The 24,340-nt window shown below is 70.2% G+C and carries 22 protein-coding genes, 1 tRNA gene and 1 pseudogene; 8 read left to right on the top strand and 16 right to left on the bottom strand.

All coding sequences use genetic code 11. From position 1 onward, the window contains the following. Positions 1 to 24 precede the first annotated feature (24 nt). Positions 25 to 1,707 carry a GAF domain-containing protein gene (locus tag ACFZDJ_RS07745; protein ID WP_390932604.1) on the top strand — a complete coding sequence of 561 codons (1,683 nt, stop codon included), beginning with the start codon at positions 25 to 27 and terminating at the stop codon, positions 1,705 to 1,707. Between the two features lie 93 nt (positions 1,708 to 1,800). On the opposite strand, the gene ACFZDJ_RS07740 is transcribed toward ACFZDJ_RS07745, so the two are convergent. The 6 genes and pseudogenes from ACFZDJ_RS07740 to ACFZDJ_RS07715 form a co-directional block, all read right to left on the bottom strand. Continuing rightward, positions 1,801 to 2,688 (bottom strand): Cof-type HAD-IIB family hydrolase, encoded by an 888-nt coding sequence (locus tag ACFZDJ_RS07740; protein WP_179436510.1) that lies wholly within the window; start codon positions 2,686 to 2,688, stop codon positions 1,801 to 1,803. Between the two features lie 114 nt (positions 2,689 to 2,802). After that, positions 2,803 to 3,714 carry an LLM class flavin-dependent oxidoreductase gene (locus ACFZDJ_RS07735; RefSeq protein WP_385370466.1) on the bottom strand — a complete coding sequence of 304 codons (912 nt, stop codon included), beginning with the start codon at positions 3,712 to 3,714 and terminating at the stop codon, positions 2,803 to 2,805. 87 nt (positions 3,715 to 3,801) lie between these two features. Continuing rightward, complete coding sequence (locus ACFZDJ_RS07730; protein ID WP_390933092.1) at positions 3,802 to 4,350, bottom strand: RNA 2'-phosphotransferase; 549 nt, start codon at positions 4,348 to 4,350, stop codon at positions 3,802 to 3,804. Between the two features lie 134 nt (positions 4,351 to 4,484). Further along, a complete protein-coding gene (locus tag ACFZDJ_RS07725) occupies positions 4,485 to 5,429 on the bottom strand; it encodes a MerR family transcriptional regulator (RefSeq protein ID WP_391056963.1) in 945 nt (314 codons plus the stop codon). A 27-nt stretch (positions 5,430 to 5,456) separates the two neighbouring features. Next, a pseudogene (locus ACFZDJ_RS07720) lies at positions 5,457 to 5,582 on the bottom strand (metal-dependent hydrolase); the annotation flags it as partial. Positions 5,583 to 5,596: 14 nt separating this feature from the next. Then, positions 5,597 to 7,357, bottom strand: a complete 1,761-nt coding sequence (locus ACFZDJ_RS07715) for an SDR family oxidoreductase (RefSeq protein WP_391057836.1) — start codon at positions 7,355 to 7,357, stop codon at positions 5,597 to 5,599. Between the two features lie 258 nt (positions 7,358 to 7,615). Between ACFZDJ_RS07715 and ACFZDJ_RS07710 the strand changes: the two genes are divergently transcribed. The 6 genes from ACFZDJ_RS07710 (at position 7,616) to ACFZDJ_RS07685 (ending at position 11,844) form a co-directional block, all read left to right on the top strand. Then, a complete protein-coding gene (locus ACFZDJ_RS07710) occupies positions 7,616 to 8,599 on the top strand; it encodes an ATP-binding cassette domain-containing protein (RefSeq protein ID WP_391057833.1) in 984 nt (327 codons plus the stop codon). Beyond that, on the top strand, positions 8,589 to 9,494 hold the full coding sequence (locus ACFZDJ_RS07705) for an ABC transporter permease (protein ID WP_391056961.1): 906 nt from the start codon (positions 8,589 to 8,591) through the stop codon (positions 9,492 to 9,494). Before ACFZDJ_RS07710 ends, ACFZDJ_RS07705 begins: the two co-directional genes overlap by 11 nt. Next, a complete protein-coding gene (locus tag ACFZDJ_RS07700; protein ID WP_168493479.1) occupies positions 9,491 to 10,402 on the top strand; it encodes an ABC transporter ATP-binding protein in 912 nt (303 codons plus the stop codon). Before ACFZDJ_RS07705 ends, ACFZDJ_RS07700 begins: the two co-directional genes overlap by 4 nt. A gap of 9 nt (positions 10,403 to 10,411) precedes the next feature. Beyond that, entirely contained in the window at positions 10,412 to 11,131 is a 720-nt protein-coding gene (locus ACFZDJ_RS07695) for an ABC transporter permease (RefSeq protein WP_054236936.1), read from the top strand. A 131-nt stretch (positions 11,132 to 11,262) separates the two neighbouring features. Further along, positions 11,263 to 11,496, top strand: a complete 234-nt coding sequence (locus ACFZDJ_RS07690; protein ID WP_168509608.1) for a hypothetical protein — start codon at positions 11,263 to 11,265, stop codon at positions 11,494 to 11,496. Between the two features lie 263 nt (positions 11,497 to 11,759). Continuing rightward, a tRNA-Ser gene (locus ACFZDJ_RS07685) sits at positions 11,760 to 11,844 on the top strand. 93 nt (positions 11,845 to 11,937) lie between these two features. Here ACFZDJ_RS07685 and ACFZDJ_RS07680 read toward each other — a convergent pair. The 9 genes from ACFZDJ_RS07680 to ACFZDJ_RS07640 all read right to left on the bottom strand — a co-directional run bounded on the left by ACFZDJ_RS07680 (position 11,938) and on the right by ACFZDJ_RS07640 (position 22,217). Further along, the gene (locus tag ACFZDJ_RS07680; protein WP_390932594.1) at positions 11,938 to 12,807 is read right to left on the bottom strand and encodes an HAD-IIB family hydrolase; all 870 of its coding nucleotides are present in this window, start codon (positions 12,805 to 12,807) and stop codon (positions 11,938 to 11,940) included. Continuing rightward, entirely contained in the window at positions 12,804 to 14,081 is a 1,278-nt protein-coding gene (serS, locus tag ACFZDJ_RS07675; RefSeq protein ID WP_101398992.1) for a serine--tRNA ligase, read from the bottom strand. Before serS ends, ACFZDJ_RS07680 begins: the two co-directional genes overlap by 4 nt. A gap of 770 nt (positions 14,082 to 14,851) precedes the next feature. Continuing rightward, positions 14,852 to 15,787, bottom strand: coding sequence for a prephenate dehydratase (pheA, locus tag ACFZDJ_RS07670; protein WP_101398990.1), 936 nt, complete (start codon positions 15,785 to 15,787; stop codon positions 14,852 to 14,854). 34 nt (positions 15,788 to 15,821) lie between these two features. Beyond that, entirely contained in the window at positions 15,822 to 17,120 is a 1,299-nt protein-coding gene (efeB, locus tag ACFZDJ_RS07665; protein WP_391056959.1) for an iron uptake transporter deferrochelatase/peroxidase subunit, read from the bottom strand. An 8-nt stretch (positions 17,121 to 17,128) separates the two neighbouring features. After that, positions 17,129 to 19,240, bottom strand: coding sequence for a copper resistance protein CopC (locus ACFZDJ_RS07660; RefSeq protein WP_391056958.1), 2,112 nt, complete (start codon positions 19,238 to 19,240; stop codon positions 17,129 to 17,131). Between the two features lie 13 nt (positions 19,241 to 19,253). Then, complete coding sequence (locus tag ACFZDJ_RS07655) at positions 19,254 to 19,739, bottom strand: copper chaperone PCu(A)C (RefSeq protein WP_390932587.1); 486 nt, start codon at positions 19,737 to 19,739, stop codon at positions 19,254 to 19,256. Continuing rightward, positions 19,736 to 20,389 (bottom strand): SCO family protein, encoded by a 654-nt coding sequence (locus ACFZDJ_RS07650; RefSeq protein ID WP_384913645.1) that lies wholly within the window; start codon positions 20,387 to 20,389, stop codon positions 19,736 to 19,738. The genes ACFZDJ_RS07655 and ACFZDJ_RS07650 overlap by 4 nt, the downstream gene beginning before the upstream one ends. 106 nt (positions 20,390 to 20,495) lie before the next feature. Then, positions 20,496 to 21,242, bottom strand: a complete 747-nt coding sequence (locus ACFZDJ_RS07645; RefSeq protein WP_390932584.1) for a DUF1775 domain-containing protein — start codon at positions 21,240 to 21,242, stop codon at positions 20,496 to 20,498. Between the two features lie 153 nt (positions 21,243 to 21,395). Then, the gene (locus tag ACFZDJ_RS07640) at positions 21,396 to 22,217 is read right to left on the bottom strand and encodes a hypothetical protein (protein WP_390932582.1); all 822 of its coding nucleotides are present in this window, start codon (positions 22,215 to 22,217) and stop codon (positions 21,396 to 21,398) included. A 254-nt stretch (positions 22,218 to 22,471) separates the two neighbouring features. On the opposite strand from ACFZDJ_RS07640, the gene ACFZDJ_RS07635 reads away from it, so the two are divergent. Further along, on the top strand, positions 22,472 to 22,927 hold the full coding sequence (locus ACFZDJ_RS07635) for an ATP-binding protein (protein ID WP_168493464.1): 456 nt from the start codon (positions 22,472 to 22,474) through the stop codon (positions 22,925 to 22,927). A gap of 153 nt (positions 22,928 to 23,080) precedes the next feature. Here ACFZDJ_RS07635 and ACFZDJ_RS07630 read toward each other — a convergent pair. Beyond that, positions 23,081 to 24,340, bottom strand: a 1,260-nt coding sequence (locus ACFZDJ_RS07630) for an MMPL family transporter (RefSeq protein WP_391056955.1), incomplete at its 5' end; no start/stop codon positions are given.

The raw sequence follows: 24,340 nt of genomic DNA, 5'->3' as shown, positions 1-24,340 counted from the left end.
AACGGGACTAACTACTCTCAAGGCATGTCAGTGGTGCCCGCCTCCCCCTGTCCGGACGGCGGCCCGGACGTGCCGCGGCTGCTGGAGGCGGTGCGGTCGATCGGGTCGGGGCTGGAGCTGCACTCGACGCTGGACCGGATCTGCGAGAAGGCGGCCGAGCTGGCGGACGCGCGCTACGCCGCCATCGGGGTCGTGGCGGAAGACGGCGAGGGACTCGCGGACTTCGTCTTCCACGGCGTCGACGAGGAGACCGCCCGGCGGATCGGGCAGCTGCCCGACGGACACAAGGGGCTGCTCGGGGCGCTCATCCACGACCCGGCGCCGGTACGGCTCGCGCAGTTGGACGAGGACGCACGCGCGTGCGGATTCCCCGAGCACCATCCGGCGATGCGCAGCTTCCTGGGGGTTCCGATCCGGGTGCAGGGGGAGATCTTCGGGAATCTGTACCTGGCCGAGAAACGCGGCGGCGGCCCGTTCACCGACGACGACCTCAACATGGTCCGCGTGCTGGCCGCGGAGGCGGGTATCGCGATCGGCAACGCCCGGCTGTACGAGGCCGCCCAGCAGCGCGAACGGTGGATCGACGGCTCGGTGGCCGTGACCCGGGCACTCCTGTCGGCCGACGACGCCGAGGACGCCCTCCAGGTCGTCGCGGAACAGGCCCGCAGGCTCTCCGGATCGGTGGCCGGGGTCGTACTTCTGCCCGCCGCGGAGGGCGGTCTGGAGATCAGCGCGGTCGCCAAGGACCGCCCGTCCAAGGTGCTGGGAGCCGTCGTCCCGCCGGAGAGCGAACTGGTCGCCGAACTCCTCGACGGAGAGGCCGTGTTCCTCGACGACGCGGCCACCGACCCGCGCATGGTCACCGACTTCGCCCGCGAGTACGGGCCGACGATGATGCTTCCCCTGCAGTGCGGCGGCCGTCTCCTGGGAGCCCTCGTCACTCCCCGGGAACGGGGCGGGCGTTCCTTCACCGAGACCGAGCGCACCCTCGCCACGCACTTCGCCTCGCAGGCCGCACTCGCGCTGATGATGGCCGAGGCACAGCGCGACCGGGAGCGGCTCGCGGTCTACGAGGACCGTGACCGGATCGCCCGTGACCTGCACGACCTCGTCATCCAGCGGCTGTTCGCCACCGGGATGATGTTGGAGAGCGCACAGCGGAACTCGGCCGTGCCCGAGGTGCGGGAGGGTGTCGAAAAGGCGGTCGACGAACTCGACGTCACCATCCAGGAGATCCGCACCGCCGTCTTCGCGCTCCAACAGGGACCTGCCGAAGTGCCGTCCGGGCTGCGCACACGGGTGCTGCGGGAGATCAACATGGCCGCCGTGCCGCTCGGCTTCAGGCCCACGCACCGATTTGTCGGGCCCGTCGACACGGCGGTAGGTGAACTCACGGGCAAGAACCTCATCGCGGCCCTGCGCGAGGCCCTCTCCAACGCCTTCCGGCATGCCGGGGCTTCCCGTATCGACGTCGTCGTCGACGCGACCGTCGTCCTGCCGGACGGCCGGCAGGGTGTCCGGCTGACCGTCGCGGACAACGGCGTCGGCATCCCCGAGGGCGGCCGGCGCAGCGGCCTGCGGAACCTCGGGCGGCGCGCCGAGTCGCTGGGCGGCGACAGCTGGTACGGACCGGGGCCCGGAGCCGACGGCGGCGGTACGACGGTGGTGTGGCAGGCGCCGCACGCTCCGCAGGCGGAACCGGTTTAGCACCCCGGGCGCGGGACCGGTTCGGAACGCCGGGCGCGGGCCCCGTTTGGAGCTCTGGGCCGTTGTGGGACCGCCGGTCCTGCCCAGCCGCTCCTACAGCCGCTCGGCGAGGATCTTCTCGATGACGACCGCCACCCCGTCCTCGTTGTTGGCGACCGTGCGACCGGAGGCCGCGGCGATCACGGCGGGGTGCGCGTTGCCCATCGCGTACGACGTGCCCGCCCAGGTCAGCATCTCGACGTCGTTCGGCATGTCTCCGAAGGCCACGACCTCCTCGGGGGAGATACCGCGCTCGGCGCAGCACAGTTCGAGCGTGCTGGCCTTGGAGACGCCGGGGCCGCTGATCTCCAGCAGGGCGCTGGGGCTGGAGCGGGTGATGGTGGCGCGGTCGCCGACGGCACGACGGGCCACGGTGAGGAAGGCGTCGGGGTCGAGCTCGTGGTGGAAGGCGAGGATCTTGAGCACCGGTTCGCCGGCGCCGGGGGCGTCCGGGGCCAGGAGCCGTTCGGCGGGCGCGAGGGTGTCGGGGATCTCCATGTGCAGCTTGGGGTACGCGGGCTCCTGGTAGAAGCCGTACGTCTGCTCGACGGCGAACACGGTGCCCGGCGCCGCCTCCCGCAGCAGTCGTACGGCGTCGAGCGCGTTCTCCCGCGCCAGCTCCCGGACCTTGACGAACCGGTGGGCGCCGGGGCCGCCGTGCAGGTCGACCACGGCGGCGCCGTTGCCGCAGATCGCCAGGCCGTGGCCGTGGACGTGGTCGCTGACGACGTCCATCCAGCGGGCCGGGCGGCCGGTCACGAAGAAGACCTCGATGCCGGCCTCCTCGGCGGCGGCGAGGGCGGCGACCGTGCGCTCGGATACGGACTTGTCGTCGCGCAGGAGGGTGCCGTCGAGGTCCGTGGCGATCAGGCGCGGCGGAAGGGCGGCTGCCGGGGTCTCTGGCTGTCGGGTCGCTGAGGTCACCGGGCCATTCTCGCGCATATGCCCGCACGGCCGTGCGGGAGCCCGCACATGTGAGTGGTTACCGCTCTCACCAGTACCGTTACACCCCGCTGTCGCCACCCGCGCTGTCGCCACCCGCCGTGGCGTCGGCCGTCAGGCCAGCTGTGCCGGGGCCTCCATGGCGATGCGCTCGAAGACCTTCTCGTCCGCGACGAAGTCCGAGTCGGGGATGGGCCAGTGGATCACGATGTCGGTGAAGCCAAGCTCCGCGTGCCGGCCCGCGAAGTCGACGAACGCGTCGAGGGACTCCAGCGGACGGCCACGGTCCGGGGTGAAGCCGGTGAGCAGGACCTTGTCGAGTTCGGACACGTCACGGCCGACCGTGGCGCAGGCGGCGGCGAGCTTCTCCACCTGTCCGCGAATGGCCTGAACCGACTGTTCAGGGGTGCCCGTTTCGTACAGCTTGGGGTCGCCGGTCGTCACCCAGGCCTGCCCGTGGCGGGCGGCGAGCCTCATGCCGCGCGGGCCGGTCGCGGCCACCGCGAAGGGCAGTCGGGGCCGCTGGACACAGCCCGGGATGTTGCGCGCCTCGTGTGCCGAGTAGAAGTCACCGTCGTGGGAGACCGTGTCCTCGGTGAGGAGGCGGTCGAGCAGCGGTACGAACTCGCCGAAGCGGTCGGCGCGCTCGCGCGGGGTCCAGGGCTCCTGGCCGCTCTTCAGAAGCGTCGTGGCGTCGAATCCGTTGCCGCCCGCGCCGATGCCCAGGGTGATCCGGCCGTTCGAGATGTCGTCGAGGGAGATCAGTTCCTTGGCGAGCGTCACCGGGTGCCGGAAGTTCGGCGAGGTCACGAGCGTGCCCAGGCGGAGTCGGTCGGTGGCGGCGGCCGCGGCGGTGAGCGTGGGGACGGCACCGAACCAGGGGCCGTCCCGGAAGGTCCGCCACGACAGGTGGTCGTACGTGAACGCGGTGTGGAAGCCGAGCTGCTCCGCACGCTGCCAGGCGGCACGCCCGCCCTCGTGCCAGCGGAGGTACGGCAGGATCACAGTGCTCAGACGCAGACTCATGCATCGAGCGTAAGCGGAGCCGCGGGGTGGTCGTGGCCACCGGTGATCGCTCCACCGGCGCCCCTTGACCGGCCGGTCGGTGGACGATCAGTGCGGGCCCGGGAAACGCAGGTACTTCGGCGGCACGGCCTCGGTGAGCCACACCCCGTTCGCGCTGACGCGGAAGACATGGCCGTCGCGGTGCATGGCGGCGGCGTCCACGCCGAGCACGACGGGCCGGCCGCGGCGGGCGCCGACGCGGGTCGCGGTCTCGCGGTCGGGCGAGAGATGCACGTCGTGCCGGTTCATGGGCCGCAGCCCCACGGCCCGGATCGCGTCCAGATTGCGGGCCACGGTCCCGTGGTAGAGGTACTCCGGCGGAGTCGCCGGGGGCAGTCCGAGGTCGACCTCGACGGAGTGGCCCTGGCTGGCGCGGATGCGGGTGCCCTCCACGGCGAAGCGCCGCTTGTCGTTCGTGGCCACCACATGGTCCAGTTCCTCGCGGGTGATCCGGAAGCCGTGCGCCGCCGCTGCCGCGATCAGCGTGTCGATCTCGACCCAGCCTCCCTCGCCGAGCGTGAGCCCGATCCGCTCGGGCTGATGCCGCAGATGCTTCGAGAGGTACTTCGACACCTTCACGGTGCGTCTTTCATCCATCGGTTCGTTCATCCTGCCAGCGTGCCTGGCGAGAGGCGGATCACGCATTTGATTTTGGTTCGGAGGTTTGATCCACAAGCAAGTCCGGTTATCCACAGGTGAATTGACGAATCTGTGGACAACGCACAGAAGATTCAGGGGATTTCATCAACAATCCTGTGATTGTTGTAATTTGATGCTAGATGATCCAAGGTCCTGGCCTGGACCTCCCGTTCGACGGCAGCCGTGACGAAGGCCGCCACCTGCTCGGCGCCAACCAGGTTCTCCATGGCCCGCATTGTGGCGACGGGGAGCTGAACGGAACGCGTCTCGTCCGTAGGTTCCTCGGACCGCCCCGCCCCAAGACGCTCGCGCAGGTGCCGGGTCGCGAACAGCCGCATGGCGCGCGCCAGTTCCGCGTCCACCGTCTGCTGCGCGAGCGGTCGCAGACGGCGTACGAGGGAGGCCGCCTCGGTCGCTTCCGCGTCGCTCGGCGGATGCTCACCGAGATAGCGCGCGAAGACGTGCTCAGTCGTGAACTCCAGGAAACGCGCGGCGATGTGCTCGACCTCGCCCCTCAACTCCCGCAGATGGCCCGAGATCGCGGACAGCGGAACGCCGGCCGCGTACAACTCCACCGCCACGGCGAGCTCTTGGGGACTCGGGACCAGATACACCTCGCCTTCGCCGGGGACGCGCTCCAGCACTCCGAGCTCCACCGCCTCCGCCACCGCCGCGTCGTCCGGACTGCCACCGAACCGCTCGTCCAGCTCGGCCCGCGACATGCGCACGGCCTCCTCGTCGGTCCACGGTCCGTCGACCTCCGCGACCAGTCCGAGGATCCCGCCCAGCCCCCGGCCCGCGTCCCAGGCCTCCAGGAGCTCCTTGATGGAGGCCAGGGTGTAGCCGCGGTCCAGGAGGTCGGCGATCTGCCGCAGCCGGGCCAGATGCGCGTCCGCGTACACGTTGGCACGACCGCGCCGCTCGGGGCGGGGGAGCAGCCCGCGGTCCTGGTAGGCGCGGATCGTCCGGACCGTGGCGCCGCTGTGGTGCGCCAGATCCTCGATGCGGTACGCGACCCGGACCGGCTCGTCGTTCACGCTGCCTGCCTCCCGACCCCCTGGGTACTACGCGACGGCCCCGCGCGGCGAGCCCTCCTGCGAGGGATGGTACGACCGCCGCGGACAACGGGACATGGCCGTGCCGAGCTCCTCCCGGGTGGGCAACAGGCCTTTGCGTACAGCCCTGTTGTGGGCGATCGCGCACCTCACAGCGGTGGCTCCATCCGCGCGATCGCGCGCAGCGCCCTCGGTGCCAGCCGGGACATCAGGCGGGCGCCGCGCGCCTCGGGGGTGACGGGCACGACCGCCTGGTTGCGGACGACCGCGCGCAGGATCGCGTCGGCCACCTTCTCCGGCGGGTAGTTGCGCAGTCCGTACAACCGCGCCGACTTCTTCTGGCGGCGTTTCTCCTCGCTCGCGTCCACCCCGGCGAAGTGCGCGGTCGAGGTGATGTTCGTGTTGACGAAACCCGGGCAGATCGCCGAGACCCCGATGCCCTGCCCGGCCAGTTCCGCGCGCAGGCACTCGCTGAGCATCAGCACGGCCGCCTTCGAGGTGCTGTAGGCGGGCAGCGCCTTCGAGGGCAGGTACGCCGCCGCCGACGCGGTGTTGACGATGTGGCCGCCCTGCCCACGCTCGGCCATCTGCCTGCCGAAGAGCCGGCAGCCGTGGATCACGCCCCACAGGTTGACGTCGAGGACCTTCTTCCAGTCCTCCGGAGTCGTGTCGAAGAAGGACCCGGACAGTCCGATCCCGGCGTTGTTCACCAGCACGTCCACCACGCCGTACTCGCCCGCGACCCTTTCGGCGAGCTTCTCCATGGCCTGCTCGTCGGAGACGTCGACCGTCTCGGACCACGCTTCGGGGGAGCCGATCAGCCGGGACATCTCCGCCGTGCGAGCCGCGCCCTCCGCGTCCCGGTCGACGGCCACCACACGCGCGCCGGCCTCGGCGAACGCCAAGGCGGTGGCCCGTCCGATGCCGCTGCCCGCGCCGGTGACCAGCACGAGCTGCCCGCCGAACCGGTCGGCGTACCTGCCCGTGGCGACGGTGTCCCGCACTGGCACGCCGTCCTCGTTGGCGTGCACGAAGTCCGTGATCCAGGAAGCCAGTTGGTCGGGCCGCGTACGCGGGATCCAGTGCTTGTCCGGGAGGGTGCGACGCACCAGCTGCGGGGCCCACTCCTCCAGGTCGTCGTAGAGCCGCTCGGAAAGGAACCCGTCCCCCAGGGGCGTGACGAGCTGCACGGGCGCGTGCGCGTAGGCGTCCGGGCGTGGCCTGCTCAGCCGGGCCCGCACATTGTCGCGGTACAGCCACGCGCCGTTCGCCGCGTCCGTCGGCAACGAGGAGGTCGGATAGTCGCCCGCGGGCACCTTCTCTACCCGCCGCAGGATCTTCGGCCACTGCTTGCCGAGGGGGCCGCGCCAGGCGAGCTCCGGCAGCACGGGCGTGTGCAGCAGGTACACGTACCAGGACTTGGCGCCCTGGCCGAGGAGCTGGCCGACCCTGCGCGGGGTGGGCCGCCGCACGCGCCGCTTGATCCAGTGGCCGAAGTGGTCGAGGGACGGCCCGGACATGGAGGTGAAGGAGGCGATCCGGCCCTGGGTGCGGGCGACCGTGACGAACTCCCAGGACTGCACCGAACCCCAGTCGTGCCCCACCAGGTGCACCGGGCGGTCGGGGCTCACCGCGTCGACGACGGCCAGGAAGTCGTCCGTCAGCTTCTCCAGGGTGAACCCGCCCCGCAGCGGCCGCGGGGCCGTCGACCCGCCGTGGCCACGGACGTCGTACAGCACCACGTGGAAACGCTCGGCCAGGCGGGTGGCGACCTCGGACCACACCTCCTTCGAGTCCGGATAGCCGTGCACGAGGATCACCGTGGGCCCCGCCGGATCGCCCAGCTCGGCGACGCACAGCTCGATCCCACCCGTCCGCACCCGGCGCTCGCGCGCGCCTTCGAGAGTCACGAGAGTCACTTCTCCTTCGCCCAGCGCCGCACGGTACGTGTCCGTAACGTGACACTGGCGAATGTGACAGTTGTTAGAGGCTGCGTCAATAGTCCTGCGTGGCACCTGTGGACAACCGGTCCGATGTGGATAAACCCCCGCCGGTTGTTCGACTTCAGGGGGACCCCTACGGGCCCGTACGACTGGAGTCGGACGCGGATACAGCTCCGTGGGTTGACGACCGCTGTGGCGTGCGCCACTACCTTCGACAACGTGACTGTGATCGCGACCGAAAGCCTGAGCAAGCGGTACCCCCGGGTGACCGCTCTTGACCGGCTCTCCGTGGACGTCGGACCCGGTGTGACCGGACTCGTCGGAGCCAACGGAGCCGGCAAGTCCACACTGATCAAGATCCTGCTGGGTCTCTCCCCCGCCACCGAGGGCCGCGCCCAAGTGCTCGGACTCGATGTCGCCACCCAAGGCGGCGCCATCCGTGAGCGGGTCGGGTACATGCCCGAGCACGACTGCCTGCCCCCCGACGTCTCGGCCACCGAGTTCGTCGTCCACATGGCGCGCATGTCCGGGCTCCCGCCGGCCGCGGCCCGCGAGCGCACCGCGGACACCCTGCGCCACGTCGGACTGTACGAGGAGCGCTACCGCCCCATCGGTGGCTACTCGACGGGCATGAAGCAGCGCGTCAAGCTCGCGCAGGCCCTCGTCCACGACCCCCAGGTGGTCTTCCTCGACGAGCCGACCAATGGCCTCGACCCGGTCGGCCGCGACGAGATGCTCGGCCTGATCCGCCGTATCCACACCGACTTCGGGATCTCGGTCCTGGTCACCTCGCACCTGCTGGGCGAGCTGGAGCGCACCTGCGACCACGTCGTGGTCGTCGACGGCGGCAAACTGCTGCGGTCCAGCTCCACCACGGACTTCACCCAGACCACGACGACCCTCGCCATCGAGGTCACCGACACCGACGAGCACCCGGACGGCACCAAGGCGGTCCGCGAGGCGCTCCACGCGCGCGGGGTCGAGACCCACGACGGTAGCGGGCTGCCGGGCGCCGGCCACATCCTGCTGCTGACCGCCGAGGGCGAGGAGACCTACGACCTCGTCCGCGACGTCGTCGCCGACCTCGGCCTCGGCCTGATCCGGATGGAACAGCGCCGGCACCACATCGCGGAGGTCTTCCGCGAGGAACAGACGGAAGGGACGGACGTGCAGGGCGTACGGAAGGAGGCAGTGGGCCATGGCAGTTGAGCAGTCCCTCACCCCGCGTGGTGAGCAGACCCGGATCCACGACATCGGCTACCGCCACTACGACGGCCCGCGCCTGGGCCGCGCCTACGCCCGCCGATCGCTGTACTCGCAGTCCCTGCGCGGCTCCTACGGCCTGGGCCGCTCGGTCAAGTCCAAGGTGCTGCCGATGCTGCTCTTCGTGGTGATGTGCGTCCCCGCACTCATCATGGTGGCCGTCGCGGTCGCCACCAAGGCGAAGGCCCTGCCGGTCGACTACACGCGTTACGCCGTCATCATGCAGGCCGTCATCGGTCTGTACGTCGCCTCCCAGGGACCGCAGTCCGTCTCGCGCGACCTGCGCTTCAAGACCGTGCCGCTGTACTTCTCACGCCCCATGGAGACCGTCGACTACGTACGCGCCAAGTACGCGGCGCTGGCCTCGGCGCTGTTCATCCTGACGACCGCGCCGCTGATCGTGCTCTACGTAGGGGCGCTTCTGGCGAAGCTCGACTTCGCCGACCAGACGAAGGGCTTCGGACAGGGGCTGGTCTCCGTGGCACTGCTGTCGCTGCTCTTCGCCGGGATCGGCCTGGTCATCTCGTCGATCACCCCGCGCCGCGGCTTCGGCATCGCGGCCGTCATCGCGGCGCTGACCATCTCCTACGGAGCCGTGTCGACCGTCCAGGCCATCGCCTTCGAGCAGTCCAGCTCCTCGGCCGTGCCCTGGCTCGGCCTCTTCTCTCCCATCACGCTCATCGACGGGGTGCAGACGGCCTTCCTCGGCGCCACCTCCGCCTTCCCCGGAGGGGAGGGCCCCTCGTCCGGGCAGGGAGTCGTCTACCTCGTCGTCGTCCTGGGGCTCATCGCGGGCTCCTACGGCCTCCTGATGCGCCGCTACCGAAAGGTCGGGCTGTGACCACGCTCAACATCGACCACGTCTCGCGCTGGTTCGGCAACGTGGTGGCGGTCAACGACATCACGATGACGATCGGCCCCGGCGTCACCGGCCTGCTCGGCCCGAACGGCGCCGGGAAGTCCACCCTCATCAACATGATGGGCGGCTTCCTCGCCCCCTCCACCGGCACCGTCACCCTCGACGGTCGGCCGGTCTGGCGCAACGAACAGATCTACAAGCACATCGGCATCGTCCCGGAGCGCGAGGCGATGTACGACTTCCTCACGGGCCAGGAATTCGTCGTCGCCAACGCCGAGTTGCACGGCCTCGGAGCGAAGGCCGCCCAGCGGGCGCTCGCCACGGTCGAGATGGAGTACGCGCAGGACCGCAAGATCTCGACCTACTCCAAGGGCATGCGGCAGCGCGTGAAGATGGCCTCCGCGCTCGTCCACGACCCGTCCCTGCTGCTGCTCGACGAGCCCTTCAACGGCATGGACCCGCGCCAGCGCATGCAGCTCATGGACCTGCTGCGCCGCATGGGCGACGAGGGCCGCACGGTGCTGTTCTCGTCCCACATCCTCGAAGAGGTCGAACAGCTCGCCGCCCACATCGAGGTGATCGTCGCCGGACGGCACGCGGCCAGCGGCGACTTCCGCCGCATCCGCCGCCTGATGACCGACCGCCCGCACCGCTACCTGGTGCGCTCCAGCGACGACCGGGCGCTGGCCGCCGCGCTGATCGCCGACCCGTCGACGTCAGGCATCGAAGTGGACCTGGCCGAGGGCGCTCTGCGCATCCAGGCGGTCGACTTCGGCAGGTTCACGGCGCTGCTGCCGCGCGTCGCGCGCGAGCACGGCATCCGGCTGCTCACGGTCTCGCCGTCCGACGAGTCCCTCGAGTCCGTCTTCTCGTATCTCGTCGCGGCGTAGGAGGCCAAGATGTACGACCCCACAGTCGCCCGGCTCACCTATCGAGCCCTGCTCGGCCGCCGCCGGGCCCTCATCCTCTGTGCGCTGCCCGTCCTGCTCATCGTGATCTCCGCGGCCGTACGCAGCTTCGCCGGAGCCGACGACCAGGTGGCATCGGACCTGCTCGGCGGGTTCGCGCTCGCCACGATGGTGCCGATCATCGGCGTCATCGCCGGCACCGGCGCGATCGGCCCCGAGATCGACGACGGCTCGGTGGTGTATCTGCTGGCCAAGCCCCTGAAGCGGCCGACGATCATCTTCACCAAACTGATCGTCGCGATCGCCGTCACCATGGCGTTCTCCGCCCTGCCGACGTTCATCGCCGGCATGATCCTCAACGGCAACGGCCAGCAGGTCGCCGTCGCCTACACCGTGGCGGCGCTGGTCGCCTCGATCGCGTACGCCGCGCTGTTCCTGCTGCTGGGGACGGTCACCCGGCACGCGGTGGTCTTCGGGCTCGTCTACGCGCTGGTCTGGGAGGCCCTGTTCGGGTCGCTGGTGTCCGGCGCGCGCACGCTCAGCGTCCAGCAGTGGGCGCTCGCCGTGGGCCACAAGGTCACCGGCGGCGACCTCGTCACCTCGGACGTGGGCCTGCCCACCGCGACGGTGCTCCTGGTCGTGGTGACCGTGCTCGCCACCTGGTACGCCGGGCAGCGACTGCGGTCGCTGACGCTGGCCGGCGAGGAGTGAGCCGGGGGTTCCACGCGCGCGTGCCGGTTGTCGCCACGTACGCGCGCGTGGCGCCCCCTTTTTCTTGACAGTGGCTTCACCTCTGTCCCGGCACACTGGGCGGAGGGGACGCGCGGCTAGGAGGAACGGGGATGGCGGAACCGCAAGGCGAGGAACAGAGGGAGACCGAGGACGTCTGGGACGGCCTCGTACTGGACGAGAGCTTCATACGGTCGGCCGAGACGACCGAACCGTCCGCCCGCGCCCGTATGCTCGCCGCCCGCTGGCGCGAGGGGGGACCCGACCCGCAGCCCTGGCGCTCCGACGAGCCGCCCGCGGGGTGGTTCTTCAGCAAGGCACGGCGCCGCAGGTGGCGCCGCCGGTAACCCCCTTTGAGGGGCGGCTTTATTCAGTGGCGCCCAAGTCGGCGTACGGGCACAGTAGTTATGTCCACGCCGCCGCATCGAGCCGGCGCCACGTTCTGGGAGAGGAGCGCGACGATGCCCATGAGTAGCAGTCCGTCGAGCTCCCTACAGGGCAGCCCGCGGCAGGCTCCGGAGTAGTTACCCCTCCGTTGGAGCCCGCCCGCGCGGGGGGCTGCCCGGGGCGGCCGCTTCGAGCGCGCGTACGCCGCGCGGGCCGCCCACCCGGAGGATTGGCCGAGAGGTAAGGCACCGGCTTGCTAAGCCGTGGTCGGGGTCAACCCCGCGCGCGTTCGATCCGCGCATCCTCCGCGAGACGTTGTCACCGGGACCTGGCAGGGCTGGGGTGCTCACAGGGCATCCGACGCCGCGGGCATCCGGCGCCGCGGGCTGTGCCCGCACCCGCTAGCCCAGCAACCGCTCCAGCACCACCGCGATGCCGTCCTCCTCGTTCGAGGACGTCACCTCGTCCGCGACGGCCTTGAGCTCGTCGTGGGCATTCGCCATGGCCACACTGTGGGCCGCCCAGGCGAACATCGGAATGTCGTTGGGCATGTCGCCGAAGGCGATCGTGTTCGCGGCCTTCACACCGAGGCGACGGGCGGCGAGGGACAGCCCCGTGGCCTTGGAGAGGCCGAGGGGGAGGAGTTCCACTATCCCCGCGCCCGCCATGGTGACGCCGACCAGGCCGCCCGCGACCCTGGTCGCCACCGCGGCCAGTTCGTCGTCGGAGAGCGTGGGGTGCTGCACGTAGACCTTGTTCAGAGGGGCCGACCAGAGGTCCGTCGCGTCCCTGATCGGGACGACCGGGAGCGAGCCGTCCTGCCTGCGGTAGCCGGGGCCGACCAGTACCTCGCCGTCGAGCCCGTCGCGGCTCGCGGCCAGCAGCAGTGGGCCGACCTCCGCCTCGATCTTGGCGAGCGCGAGCCCGGCCAGTTGCCGGTCCAGCGTCACCGAGGTGAGCAGCCGGTGCTCCCCCGCGTCGTACACCTGCGCGCCCTGGCCGCACACCGCGAGACCCTCGTAGCCGAGGTCGTCGAGGATGTGCCGGGTCCAGGGCACCGCGCGCCCGGTGACGACGATGTGCGCGGCGCCCGCCGCGGTCACCGCGGCGAGTGCCTCACGCGTGCGCTCCGAGACCGTCTCGTCGGAACGCAGCAGCGTACCGTCGAGATCGGTCGCGACGAGCTTGTAGGGGAACGATCCGTTTGGACCCGTGGATCCGACCGGACCAGTGGACCCGGTCGGACCGGTCGATCCGGCGGCGGCGGTCACTTGGAGATCGGCTCCAGAACCTCACGTCCGCCCAGGTACGGTCGCAGCACCTCGGGCACCCGCACGGAGCCGTCGGCCAGCTGGTGGTTCTCCAGGATCGCCACGATCGTGCGCGGGACGGCGCACAGCGTGCCGTTCAGCGTGGCGAGCGGCTGGACCTTCTTGCCGTCGCGCATGCGCACGGACAGGCGGCGCGCCTGGAAGCCGTCACAGTTCGAGGCCGAGGTCAGCTCGCGGTACTTGCCCTGGGTCGGGATCCACGCCTCGCAGTCGAACTTGCGGGACGCGGAGGCACCGAGGTCGCCCGAGGCCACGTCGATGACCTGGAAGGGCAGCTCGAGGCCGGTCAGCCACTGCTTCTCCCAGTCCAGGAGCCGCTTGTGCTCGTTCTCCGCGTCCTCGGGGTCGACGTACGAGAACATCTCGACCTTGTCGAACTGGTGCACACGGAAGATGCCGCGGGTGTCCTTGCCGTAGGTGCCGGCCTCGCGGCGGAAGCACGGCGAGAATCCGGCATAGCGCAGCGGCAGCTGGTCGGCGTCGAGGATCTCGTCCATGTGGTACGCCGCGAGGGGGACCTCGGAGGTGCCGACCAGGTAGTAGTCGTCCTTCTCCAGGTGGTACACGTTCTCCGCGGCCTGACCGAGGAAGCCGGTGCCCTCCATGGCGCGCGGGCGGACCAGGGCCGGGGTCAGCATCGGGGTGAAGCCGGCCTCGGTGGCCTGCGCGATCGCCGCGTTGACGAGGGCGAGCTCCAGGAGCGCGCCGACACCCGTCAGGTAGTAGAAGCGCGAGCCGGAGACCTTGGCGCCCCGCTCGACGTCGATGGCGCCGAGCGCCTCGCCGAGCTCCAGGTGGTCCTTGGGCTCGAAGCCCTCGGCGCCGAAGTCGCGGATCGTGCCGTGCGTCTCCAGGACGACGAAGTCCTCCTCGCCGCCGACCGGGACGTCCGGGTGGACCAGGTTGCCGAGCTGGAGGAGCAGACGCTTGGTCTCCTCGTCCGCCTCATGCTGTTCGGCGTCGGCGGTCTTGACGGCGGCGGCGAGCTCCCCGGCCTTCTTCAGCAGCTCGGCCTTCTCGTCGCCGGACGCCTTGGGGATCAGCTTGCCGAGCGCCTTCTGCTCGGATCGGAGCTCGTCGAAGCGGACGCCGGACGACCTGCGCCGCTCGTCGGCAGAGAGGAGGGAGTCGACGAGGGCGACGTCCTCTCCACGGGCGCGCTGGGAGGCGCGAACACGGTCGGGGTCCTCACGGAGCAGGCGAAGGTCAATCACCCCTCAAGGCTACCGGTGCGCGCTTCCGGCCATCGACTCGATATTCCGCTCCGTCACTTCTGTGACGTCATGAGTGAAATGCCGGACCGAAATTCCTTGATCATCAATGAGAGCCCATGAGAGCCCATGAGCGCCGGTCCGCGTCAATAAAAGGGACGGTACTCCCTGAAACGGTGCATACAGTAGTCATGAGGTTGACTGGATTCCCTTGTGGAGACCGGGACTTGAGGAGGGGTTGTCCACAGGGGTCTATGCCCCCGCAGAGTTATCCACAGGCTGTGCGGAAGATCTGTGGACTTCGGAGGTGATCGTTCCGAAAGCCGCATGCGGGACGAAGAATTCCCGGGTCAAACCATCCGTACACCCACGTTCGAGTGGAAATGCTTCGCTCCAAAGGATTGATCAAGGGAAAAGAGTGGACGAGGGGTGACGTGCGGGGCTGTGGACGAACTTGGGTCCTGTAGGCCGATTTGTCGACGATGTAATGCTTCGTTGTCGACTTGTCCCCAGGTCGAGAAGCACACCTGTGGATAACATCTGTGGATGACGAAAATCGGCAGGTAGGACTGGTGGAATGCGGAGCAGGACAGGGGAAAAGGCCGCGCCGACGAGCCGCCGACGCGAGAACCCGAACAGGCCTGGGTCCGGCCTGGAACCGGCCTCGATCCGGCCTGGAACCGGCCTCGATCCGGCCTCGATCCGGCCTCGATCCGGCCTCGATCCGGCCTCGATCCGGCCTCGATCCGGCCTCGATCCAGCCTGGATCCGGCCTAGAACCGTCCGTCCTGGCAGCGTGCCAGCCAGTCCGACGCCGCCGAGAACGCACCGTCCGACGTCCCGGGCCGCAGCGGCCGTACGTCCTCCAGGGCGACTCCGGCCCGCGGATAGGACCCGAGGAAGCGCACCTGGGGGCTGATCCGCTTGAGGCCCATCAGTGCCTCGCCCACACGGCGGTCGGTGATGTGGCCCTCGGCGTCCACGGAGAAGCAGTAGTTGCCGATGCCCTGGCCGGTCGGCCGTGATTCGATCCGCATCAGGTTGACGCCGCGCACGGCGAACTCCTGGAGCAGTTCGAGCAGCGCACCCGGGTGGTCGTCGCCGAGCCAGATGACCACGGACGTCTTGTCGGCGCCGGTCGGGGCCGCGGGCCGGGCCGGACGGCCGACCAGCACGAAGCGGGTCTCGGCGTTCGCCGCGTCGTGGATCTCGGTGACCAGCGGCTCGAGCCCGTAGGTCGCCGCCGCGAACTCGCCCGCGAAGGCCGCGTCGTACCGGCCCTCCTGGACCAGCCGGGCGCCGTCCGCGTTCGAGGCCGCCGACTCCCACACGGTGTTCGGCAGGTGGGCGCCGAGCCAGTTGCGTACCTGCGGCTGGGCGACCGGGTGGCCGGTGACCGTCTTGATGTCCTTCAGTGCCGTGCCGGGCCTGACCAGCAGGGCGAAGGCGATCGGCAGGACGACCTCGCGGTAGATCATCAGCGGCTCGCCCTTGGCGAGCTCGTCGAGGGTGGCGGTGACACCGCCCTCGACCGAGTTCTCGATCGGGACGAGCGCGCCCGCGGCCTCGCTCGCGCGCACCGCGTCGAGCGCGGCCGGCACGGACACCATGGGTACCAGCTCCCGTGTCGCGGCTTCCGGGAGCGTGCGGAGGGCGGCCTCGGTGAACGTTCCCTCGGGGCCGAGATAGGTGTAGCGCGTCGCCGACATACCCGTCACCCTAATGGGCACCGTCCCGCACGGATCACCCTTCCAGCAGCCGTTGACCCACGTACTCCCCCTCTGCCGCCCCGCCCGGCACCGCGAACAGCCCGCTCGCCTCGTGGCGGATGTACGTGGACATGGCGTCGCCGCGGTCGAGCTTGCGCTGCACCGGGACGAAGCCGCGCAGCGGATCCGCCTGCCAGCAGACGAAGAGCAGGCCCGCGTCGGGCACCCCGTCCGTGTCGAAGCCGTCGTGGAAGGAGAACGGACGGCGCAGCATCGCGGCGCCGCCGTTCTGGTCGGGCCGGGTGATCCGGGCGTGCGCGTTGAGGGGGACGACCAGGTTGCCGTCGGCGTCGGTCTTGTCGAGGTTCATGGCGGTCGTCTCGGTGCCACCGGTCAGCGGCGCCCCGGTGGACTTCTTCCGCCCGATGACGTCCTCCTGGGCCTTGACGGACAGCTTCTCCCAGTCGTCGAGGAGCATCCGGATCCGGCGTACGACGGCGTACGAGCCGTTCGCCATCCATGCCGGGTCGCCGGCGGCCGGCACGAAGATCCGCCGGTCGAAGTCGGACTCGGACGGCTTCGGATTGCGGGTGCCGTCTATCTGGCCCATCAGGTTGCGGGCCGTCATCGGACGGGCCGTTGCGCCGGGCGAGCGGTTGAAGCCGTTCATCTGCCAGCGCACCCGGGCCGCGCTGCCCGCGTCCTTCTGGAGCGTGCGCAGGGCATGGAAGGCGACCAGGGCGTCGTCGGCGCCGATCTGCACCCACAGGTCGCCGTTGCTGCGCGCCTTGTCGAGGTGGTCGGACGAGAAGTCGGGCAGTGGGTCGAGGGCGACCGGGCGCTGCTTCTCCAGACCCGTCCGCGCGAAGAAGCTGTTTCCGAAGCCGAAGGTGACCGTCAGGGACGACGGTCCGGCGTCACGGGCGACGTCCGTGTCGTCCTGCGCGGCGGCCTCGCCCGCCATCAGCCGCTGGGCCGTCGTCGACCAGCGGCGCAGCAGTGCGGCGGCCTCCTTGCGGCCCGCGCCCGCGGCCAGGTCGAACGCGACGAGGTGGCCACGGGCCTGGAGCGCGGTGGTGATGCCGGGCTGATGTTTCCCGTGAAACATCACCGTGTCCGCGCCGAGCGAGGTCAGGGGCGCTGCCTTGTCGGCGGCGGGTGCCGCCGCGTACCCGGCGGCACCTCCGGCCGCGCCCAGGGCGAGACCGGTGGCACCGGCGGTGCCGAGCAGCCGGCGCCGGGAAAAGACCCCGCCAGAAGAGGGCTTCTGGGAAAGGGCCTCTCCTGGAGGGGTGTTTTCCGTGGTGGCTTCCGGAGTGGGCAGGTCAGCCATGGTGAGGTTCAGCCGATCTTCGCGTTCTTGGTGACGGTCGTCTGGTCGATGTCGGAGGTGCGCACGGTCACCGCGATCTCCCAGTCGCCCGCCATGGGGATCTGCACGCCGATCGCCGACCAGTGGCCGGTGGCGATGCGGTCGGGGGTCACGGGCAGCGGGCCGATCTTCTTGGCCTCCAGGGTGAAGGCGACCTTCACCTCGGGGACGTCGAAGGCCTTGCCGTTCGGCCGTTCCACGAAGACGTGCATCTCGTTGCCGCCGACGCGGGCCGGGTCGAGGGTGACCTCCGCGGTGCCCTTGCCGTCCTGGCCACCCGTGTCGAACGGGAGCTTCAGGGAGAGCGACCCGGACCGCTGCGAGGAGGACGCGGTGGCCTGCTGGGCCGTTTCCTCCGTGCGCCCCGGCTCGGTGGACGTCAGCACGGTCGTCACGGCCAGCAGGACGACGGCGACGCCCGTCTCGGCGAGCACCGAGCGGCGCAGGCCGGCCCGGGCCGGGTCGGCGTCGCGGAGGCGCTTCTGGCGCGCGGTGGTCACGGCGGCCTGCTGCCGGGCGAGTTGAGTGGCGCGCCGGGAGTCTCCCGAGTTCGAGCCCCTGGAGTTCGAGCCCGCGGAGTTCGAGTCCCTGGAATCCGAGCCCGCGGAGTTCGAGTCCTCAGAGCTTGAGTCTCCAGAGCTTGAGTCCCTGGAACTCGCGGGCACCTTTGTCGGCTGCTTCGTCCGCTGTCCGGCGAGAGCCGTCGCCCCGGCTGTCGTCCCGACCGTGGCCCCGGCTGTCGCCATGGCCTTCGCCCGCGGCGCCTCGGACAGCTGCGCCGTCCACCGCCGCGAGATCCACCCGATGCCGATGAGGACGGCCACCAGGCTGATCTTGATGAGCAGCAACTGCCCGTACCACGTTCCGGTCAGCGCGGACCAGGAGCCGACCTGGCGCCAGGACTGGTAGATCCCGGTCGCGGCCAGCACGGTCACGCTGCCGAACGCGACGCGTGAGAACCGCCGTACGGCCACCGCGTCGATCTGCGTCTCGGCGGGCGCCCGGAACAGCGCCACGAGCAGCGTCGACAGCCCGCCCAGCCAGACGGCGACCGCCAGCAGGTGCAGCACATCGACGGGCATCGCGAGGCTCGCCTGGATACCGGTGGAGGCGTGCTCGGCCATCGCCCAGCTCGCCGCCAGGCCCGCCGCGACGACGGCGCCGCCGATCGCGAGCCCGAAGGTGAGGTCCCTCTTCTCGGCATCGGCATCGACGCGGTCCTTGTCGGACGCGCCGCCCTCGTCGGACCCATCGGTCTCATCCCGTCGCGCGTACGCCCCGAAGAGCACCGCGATGAACAGCGCGCCCGCGGCGAGCAGCAGCAGCCGCGAGACCAGTGCCGCGCCCGCCTTGGTCTGCAGCACCTGCCCGAGCAGGGTCAGGTCGAAGATGTCGCCGACCTTGCCGGAGCCGACGTAGGAGCCGCGCAGGAGCAGCAGCGCGAGGGTGGCGCCGGTCAGCGCGAGCCACCCGGAGACCACGAGCCGTTGCACCGGACGGACCCCGGCGCCGCGCTGCCAGCAAGCCAGTACGAAGGCCGCGCCGCCCACCAGCAGGATGAATCCGGCGTACGAGACATACCGCCCGAACCCATAGAGTGCACCGACGACTCCGCCGCCCACGGCCGGGTCGGAGAGCGCGACGGAGGTCTGCGAGGGCGCGCCGATGGAGAAGGTGAACGCGCCGGAGACGGGGTGGCTGTCCGCCGACACCACCTGGTAGGTGACGGTGTACGTGCCGTCGGGCAGCCCCGAGTGGAGCTTCACGCCATAGGTGGTGCCGCCCAGGTCGGCCGCCTTGCCGGTGTCGACGCGCTTGCCCTTGGGGTCGAGCACGCGCACCGAGTCGTCGGACATCGCGACCTTCTCGGAGAACGTCAGCGAGATCTGGGCGGGTGCCTGGCCGACCACCGCTCCCTGCTGGGGATCGCTGCCGGTCAGCGCGGCGTGCGCGGAGGCGGGCGTGGCGCCGGCCAGGACCGCGCCGATCACGGCGAGGAGCAGCAACAGCAGTGCCCGTACCCGAAAAGCGACCCCTCCAGTGGTGGTGGCAGCCGTACGGGGAGCGATGGTCTGTGTCACGGTGATCCCTCCCTCAGTGCCCGGTCTTCGGGTTGTACGTCGCGGATTTGACCGGCATGGAGATCTTCACCGCGCCCGCCTTGGTGAAGTGCAGCGTCACCGACACCTTCTCGCCCTCCAGAGGCTTGTGGGTGAGCTTTTCGAACATGAGGTGGTTGCCGCCGCTCGCGAAGTCGAGTGACCCGTCGGCGGGCACGGCGAACGACTTCTGCTCCTCCATCGCGCCGCCCTTGGTGGAGTGCAGCGTGACGTCGGAGGCGAGGCCGCTGGTGACGGAGGTCAGGGTGTCGGCGCCGCCGGAGTTGGTGACGGTGAAGAAGCCTGCCGCCATGGTGTCCATGACGGGGGCGGGCATGTAGGCGCCGGTGATCTTCAGCTCGGGCTTGCCCGCGTTGTCCGAGGAGGAGTCGTTGGAGCCGCAGCCCGCCAGCGCCAGCGCCGTGGCCGTCAGCGCCGCACATCCCGCGAGACGCCTCGAAGGGGCTCCGGGCCGGCTCACGGATTCTCTCCCTTGATGAGCTTGGGGAGGTCCTTGGTGTAGTCGTCGACGGTGGCGTCCTCGCCGTAGATCACATAGCCTCCGTCGGTCTTCGGAGAGAACGCGATGACCTGGGTGCCGTGCACGGAGACGAGCTTGCCGTTCTTGTCCTTCGCCGTCGGCTCGATGGAGATGCCCAGGGTGCGGGCGCCCGCCTGGATGGTGGGGAAGTCGCCGGTGAGGCCGACGAAGGCGGGGTCGATCCCCTTGAGCCACTTGCCGAGTGCGGCGGGGGTGTCGCGGGCCGGGTCGGTGGTGACGAACACGACCTTGAGCCTGTCCTGTTCCGCCTTGGGCAGCTGCTTCTTGGCGACGGCGAGGTTGCTCATCGTCGTCGGGCAGACGTCGGGGCAGTGGGTGTAGCCGAAGTAGATCAGCGTCGGGACGCCCTTGGTCTCGGCCCGGAAGTCGTACTTCTTGCCGTTCGTGTCGGTGAGGACCAGGTCGGGCTTCTCGAACGCCTTGTCGAGGACCGTGGCTGCCTTGCCCGTGCCGGCCTCGGCGGACACGTCGGCGATCGGCTTGTTGCTGTCGTCGCCGCTGCCGCAGGCGGAAAGGGTCAGTGCGGCGGCGGCGAACAGGGCGGCCGCGGCATACGTCTTCTTGCGCATAGAAAAATGTCCCAGATGTGAGGGCTCCGGTGTGCACCGGGGTCGTACGACCTCTCTGACGAGGGTGTACGACCTACCGGTGCACAACGAAGGGGTGCGGTGGGCCTCAGGCCTCGGTGCGCCGACGGCCGGCGAGAACGCCGTACGCCACGCCCGCCGCGCCGACGACGATGCCGACGACACCGAGAACGCGCGCGGTGGTGTCACTGCTGTCGGAGGAGGAGGCAGAGGCGGACGAGGTGGACGAGGCGGGGGCCGCCGTGGAGGTGTCGGAGGCGTCCTTGGCAGTGCCGGAGGACCCGTGGTGGCCGTCCGTGGACGCGTCGGAGAGTGTGAGCACCGGAGCCGGGTTCTCGGGCTCCTCCTGGCCCTCCTTCTGCGGCTCGATCCAGCGCACGACCTCCTTGTTGTCGTACGTCTGGATCGCCTTGAAGACGAGCTCGTCGGTGTCCTCGGGGAGCGCGCCGACGGAGAGCGGGAACTTCTGGAAGAAGCCCGGCTCGATGCCCTTGCCGGTGGCGGTCCAGGTGACCTTGGTGACGGCCTCGGAGATCTTCTCGCCGTGCATCGTGAGCGGCTTGGCCAGCTTGCTCTTGGTGACCGTCACGGACCAGCCGTCGAGGGGCTGCGGCATGACGGAGGCGAGCGGGTGGTCGGTCGGGAAGTTCACCTCGACCTTGTTGGTCGAGGCGTTGTCGCGCTCGTTGGGGACCTTGAAGTCGACGACGGCGTAACCGCCCTTGGCGGCCTCGCCCTCCGGCTGCACGCTGACGTGCGCGAAGGCGGGGGCGGAGACGGCGAGGACGGCCGAGGCGGCGACGGCACCGGCGGCGGCGATACGGGAAGCCTTCATGGAAGAGAGCACTCCACTTTCAGTCCGATGAGAAAAGAAGGAGGGTGCGCGTGCGAAGGGCGCGATGGGCCCCTGGGGGTGTCTTCGCGTGCACGCGCGCGTGCCGCACGACGGCATCCCCTTCGGATCGGTCCGGTGGAGTGGCGCGTCGTGTCAGGCGGCGAGGACGAGAGCGGTGGAGTGGGGCGGTCCGCGGCGGACGACGCTGTGCTGGAGCTCGGCGGTACGGGGCTTGGGTGGCGTCAGAAGCGCGGTGCGCCGGGCGCGCGGTGCCGCCTCGGGCGTACCCGGAAGTCCGGCCCGCAGGGCGCGTACGAGCGCGAGCGCCCCGCGTAGGGCGCGTACGAGCGCTCCTTCCGAGACCCCGTGCGCGGACAGCCGTATCAGCCGCAGCAGCGCCAGATCACCGCGGCGCAGCACCCAACCGGCGGCGACGGCCGCGAGGACGTGGCCGAGCAGCATCGGCAGGGACGGCCACACGGACATCGAGGACCCCGTGGCGGCCGACATCGCGTCCGAGGAGTGGGGCATGGGCATGGACATGGACGGAGTCGTGCCCGTGTCGAGCCGTGCGTCAGCGAGGATCTTCATGGCCTGAGCCGGGCTGATCGCCGCCGCGGTCGTGCCGCACACGAGGCGTGCGGCACGTTCCACGAGTGAGGTGTCGGCCATCGACATGGAGCCTGAGCCCGCCGTAGCGGTTCCGGCGAGCCCGAAGAGCGTGTGCAGGGCGGTCTGGCCGCCCGCGAGCAGCGCGGCGATGCCGGGCAGCGAACGCTCCCGTCCCGCCAGCGCGGCGGCGACGGCGAAGACCGCGAGGAATCCGGCGCCGAGTGTCCACAGCGGGACGGTGGCGCAGGAAGCGAGCCCATGACCGGCCGCGGCCAGCACGACACAGACCGCGGCGAACACCGCGGCCCGCAGAATCCGGAGCTCGTGTCCGGAGCGCGCCCTGCGCTGGTGGGGGGCAGTCATGGCGGGCTCATCATCGCACTGGACCTACCCGCTTCCTACTGCAGGTCCGCAAGATGACGGTCCGCGAGCCATGGTCCGGAAGATCACGATCTGGGACGAACCACCCGCACATACGCCGAACCACCCGCACATACACCGAGCGTTGTCGCGTGCGCATCCGCCGTATGGGCGGCATCACGTCACGCAGGCGATTGCGCACAGGTTGTTGCGGCAATACGTAACGGTATGTCGAGCCGCGGCCGGGAGGCTGGAGCATGAGCATCTGGTGGTCACTCCATTTGCGGCGTGAGGCTGCGAGCGTTCCGCTCGCCAGACGCCTGCTGCTCGGCACGATGGAGACGGCGGGCGTCGATCCGGACGTCTCGTACGACCTCTCCGTGGCCCTCAGCGAGGCCTGCGCCAACGCCGTGGAGCACGGCGGCGACGCCGCTCCCGGTACCGCGTCCGAGGCCTATCGGGTCACCGCCTACCTCGACGGTGAGAAGTGCCGCATCGAGGTCTCCGACTCCGGCCCGGGCTTCGCCCCGGGCCGTGCGCGTCCCGCGCTCCGCCCGGTCCGCACCGATGCCGAGCACGGCCGGGGGCTGTGCCTGATCCGGGAACTCGCCGATCACGTCCAGATCGGCAACGAACCGGGACGGGGCGGCGCGGTGGTCAGTTTCGACAAGATCCTCAAGTGGAAGAAGGACGCGCCGCTGATGGCGGTTTAGGCCTGTCCGCCGGACACGCTCTGGCGCCCGGCGGGGGCGTGCGGCGAGGGTGGAGAGAGCCTTGGGACGGGGCGTACGAGCCTGAAGGCGGCCGACGAACGGTCCGGAGGCCGCCCGTGCTTGGCGCGGGCGGCCTTGAGGTGTGTGGGGTGGTCAGATGCGGGCCGGTTCCCGTGTGGTCGGGTCGTTGTGTGCCGGGGCGATGGCGGATTGGTGGGTGAGGGTTTGGCCCTCGACGTCGACCTTGGGCAGGATCCGGTCCAGTCGGTGCGGTATCCACCAGGCGGCTTTGCCGAGCAGGGCCAGGGCTGCCGGTACGAAGGCCATGCGGACGATGAAGGCGTCGAACATGACGGCGGTCGCGAGGCCGAAGCCGATCATCTTGATCATTGATTCGTCGGCGCCGATGAATCCGGAGAACACGGCCATCATGATCAGTGCGGCGGCGACGACGACGCGGGCGCTGTGGCGGAAGCCGCTCTGGATGGCCTGGCTGGGGCTGTCGCCGTGGACGTATGCCTCGCGCATCCGGGCGACGAGGAACACCTCGTAGTCCATCGCGAGGCCGAAGACGATGCCCACCAGGAAGATCGGCATCATGCTCATGATCGGGCCGGTGGTCTCGACGCCGAGGAGTGAGGCGAGCCAGCCCCACTGGAAGACCGCGACGACGGAGCCGAGGGCGGCGAGCACGGAGAGGAGGAAGCCGGCGGCTGCTTTGATCGGGACGAGGAGGGAGCGGAAGACCACCATCAGGAGCAGGATGGCCAGGCCGACGACCACGATGAGGTAGGGGATCAGTGCGTTCTGGGTTTTGTGGGCGACGTCGATGTTGAGGGCGGTGGTGCCGGTGACCTCGAACTCGGCGTGGGTCGAGGCCTCGGTGGCGGGGCGTTCGTTCCGGATGGTTTTGACGAGGTCCTGGGTCTTGGTGTCGGTGGGTGCGGTGGAGGGGACGGCGGAGAAGACCGCGGTGTCACCCGCGGTGTTGAAGCGTGCGGGGGAGAGGGACACGATCCCGGCGGTGGCCTTGATCTTCTTTTCGATGGTTGTGACCGCGGTTTTGGGGTTCGCGGCGGTCTTGGCGTCCACGACGATGGTCAGGGGGCCGTTGAAGCCGGGGCCGAAGCCCTTGGCGAGGTCGTCGTAGGCGCGGCGTTCGGTGGTGGAGGTGGGCTTGGCCTCGGCGCCGGGCATGCCCAGCTGGAGGTCCATCACCGGTACGGCGAGTGTTCCCAGGCCCATGACCGACAGCAGGAGCACCGGGAGGGGGCGGCGCAGGACGAAGCGTGCCCAGCGGCTGCCGCCGTTGTTCGCGCCGCCTTCCGTGATCCGTCCGTGCTTGCGGGAGCGGCGGGAGAGTACGGCGTTGGGCCAGAAGCCGAGGAGGGCCGGGACCAGTGTCAGCGCGAT

This window comes from Streptomyces sp. NPDC007896, assembly GCF_042959425.1.
GTDB lineage: Bacteria > Actinomycetota > Actinomycetes > Streptomycetales > Streptomycetaceae > Streptomyces.
Note: the sequence above shows the minus strand (reverse complement) of the source record. Positions and strands in the feature narration are given on the sequence as shown.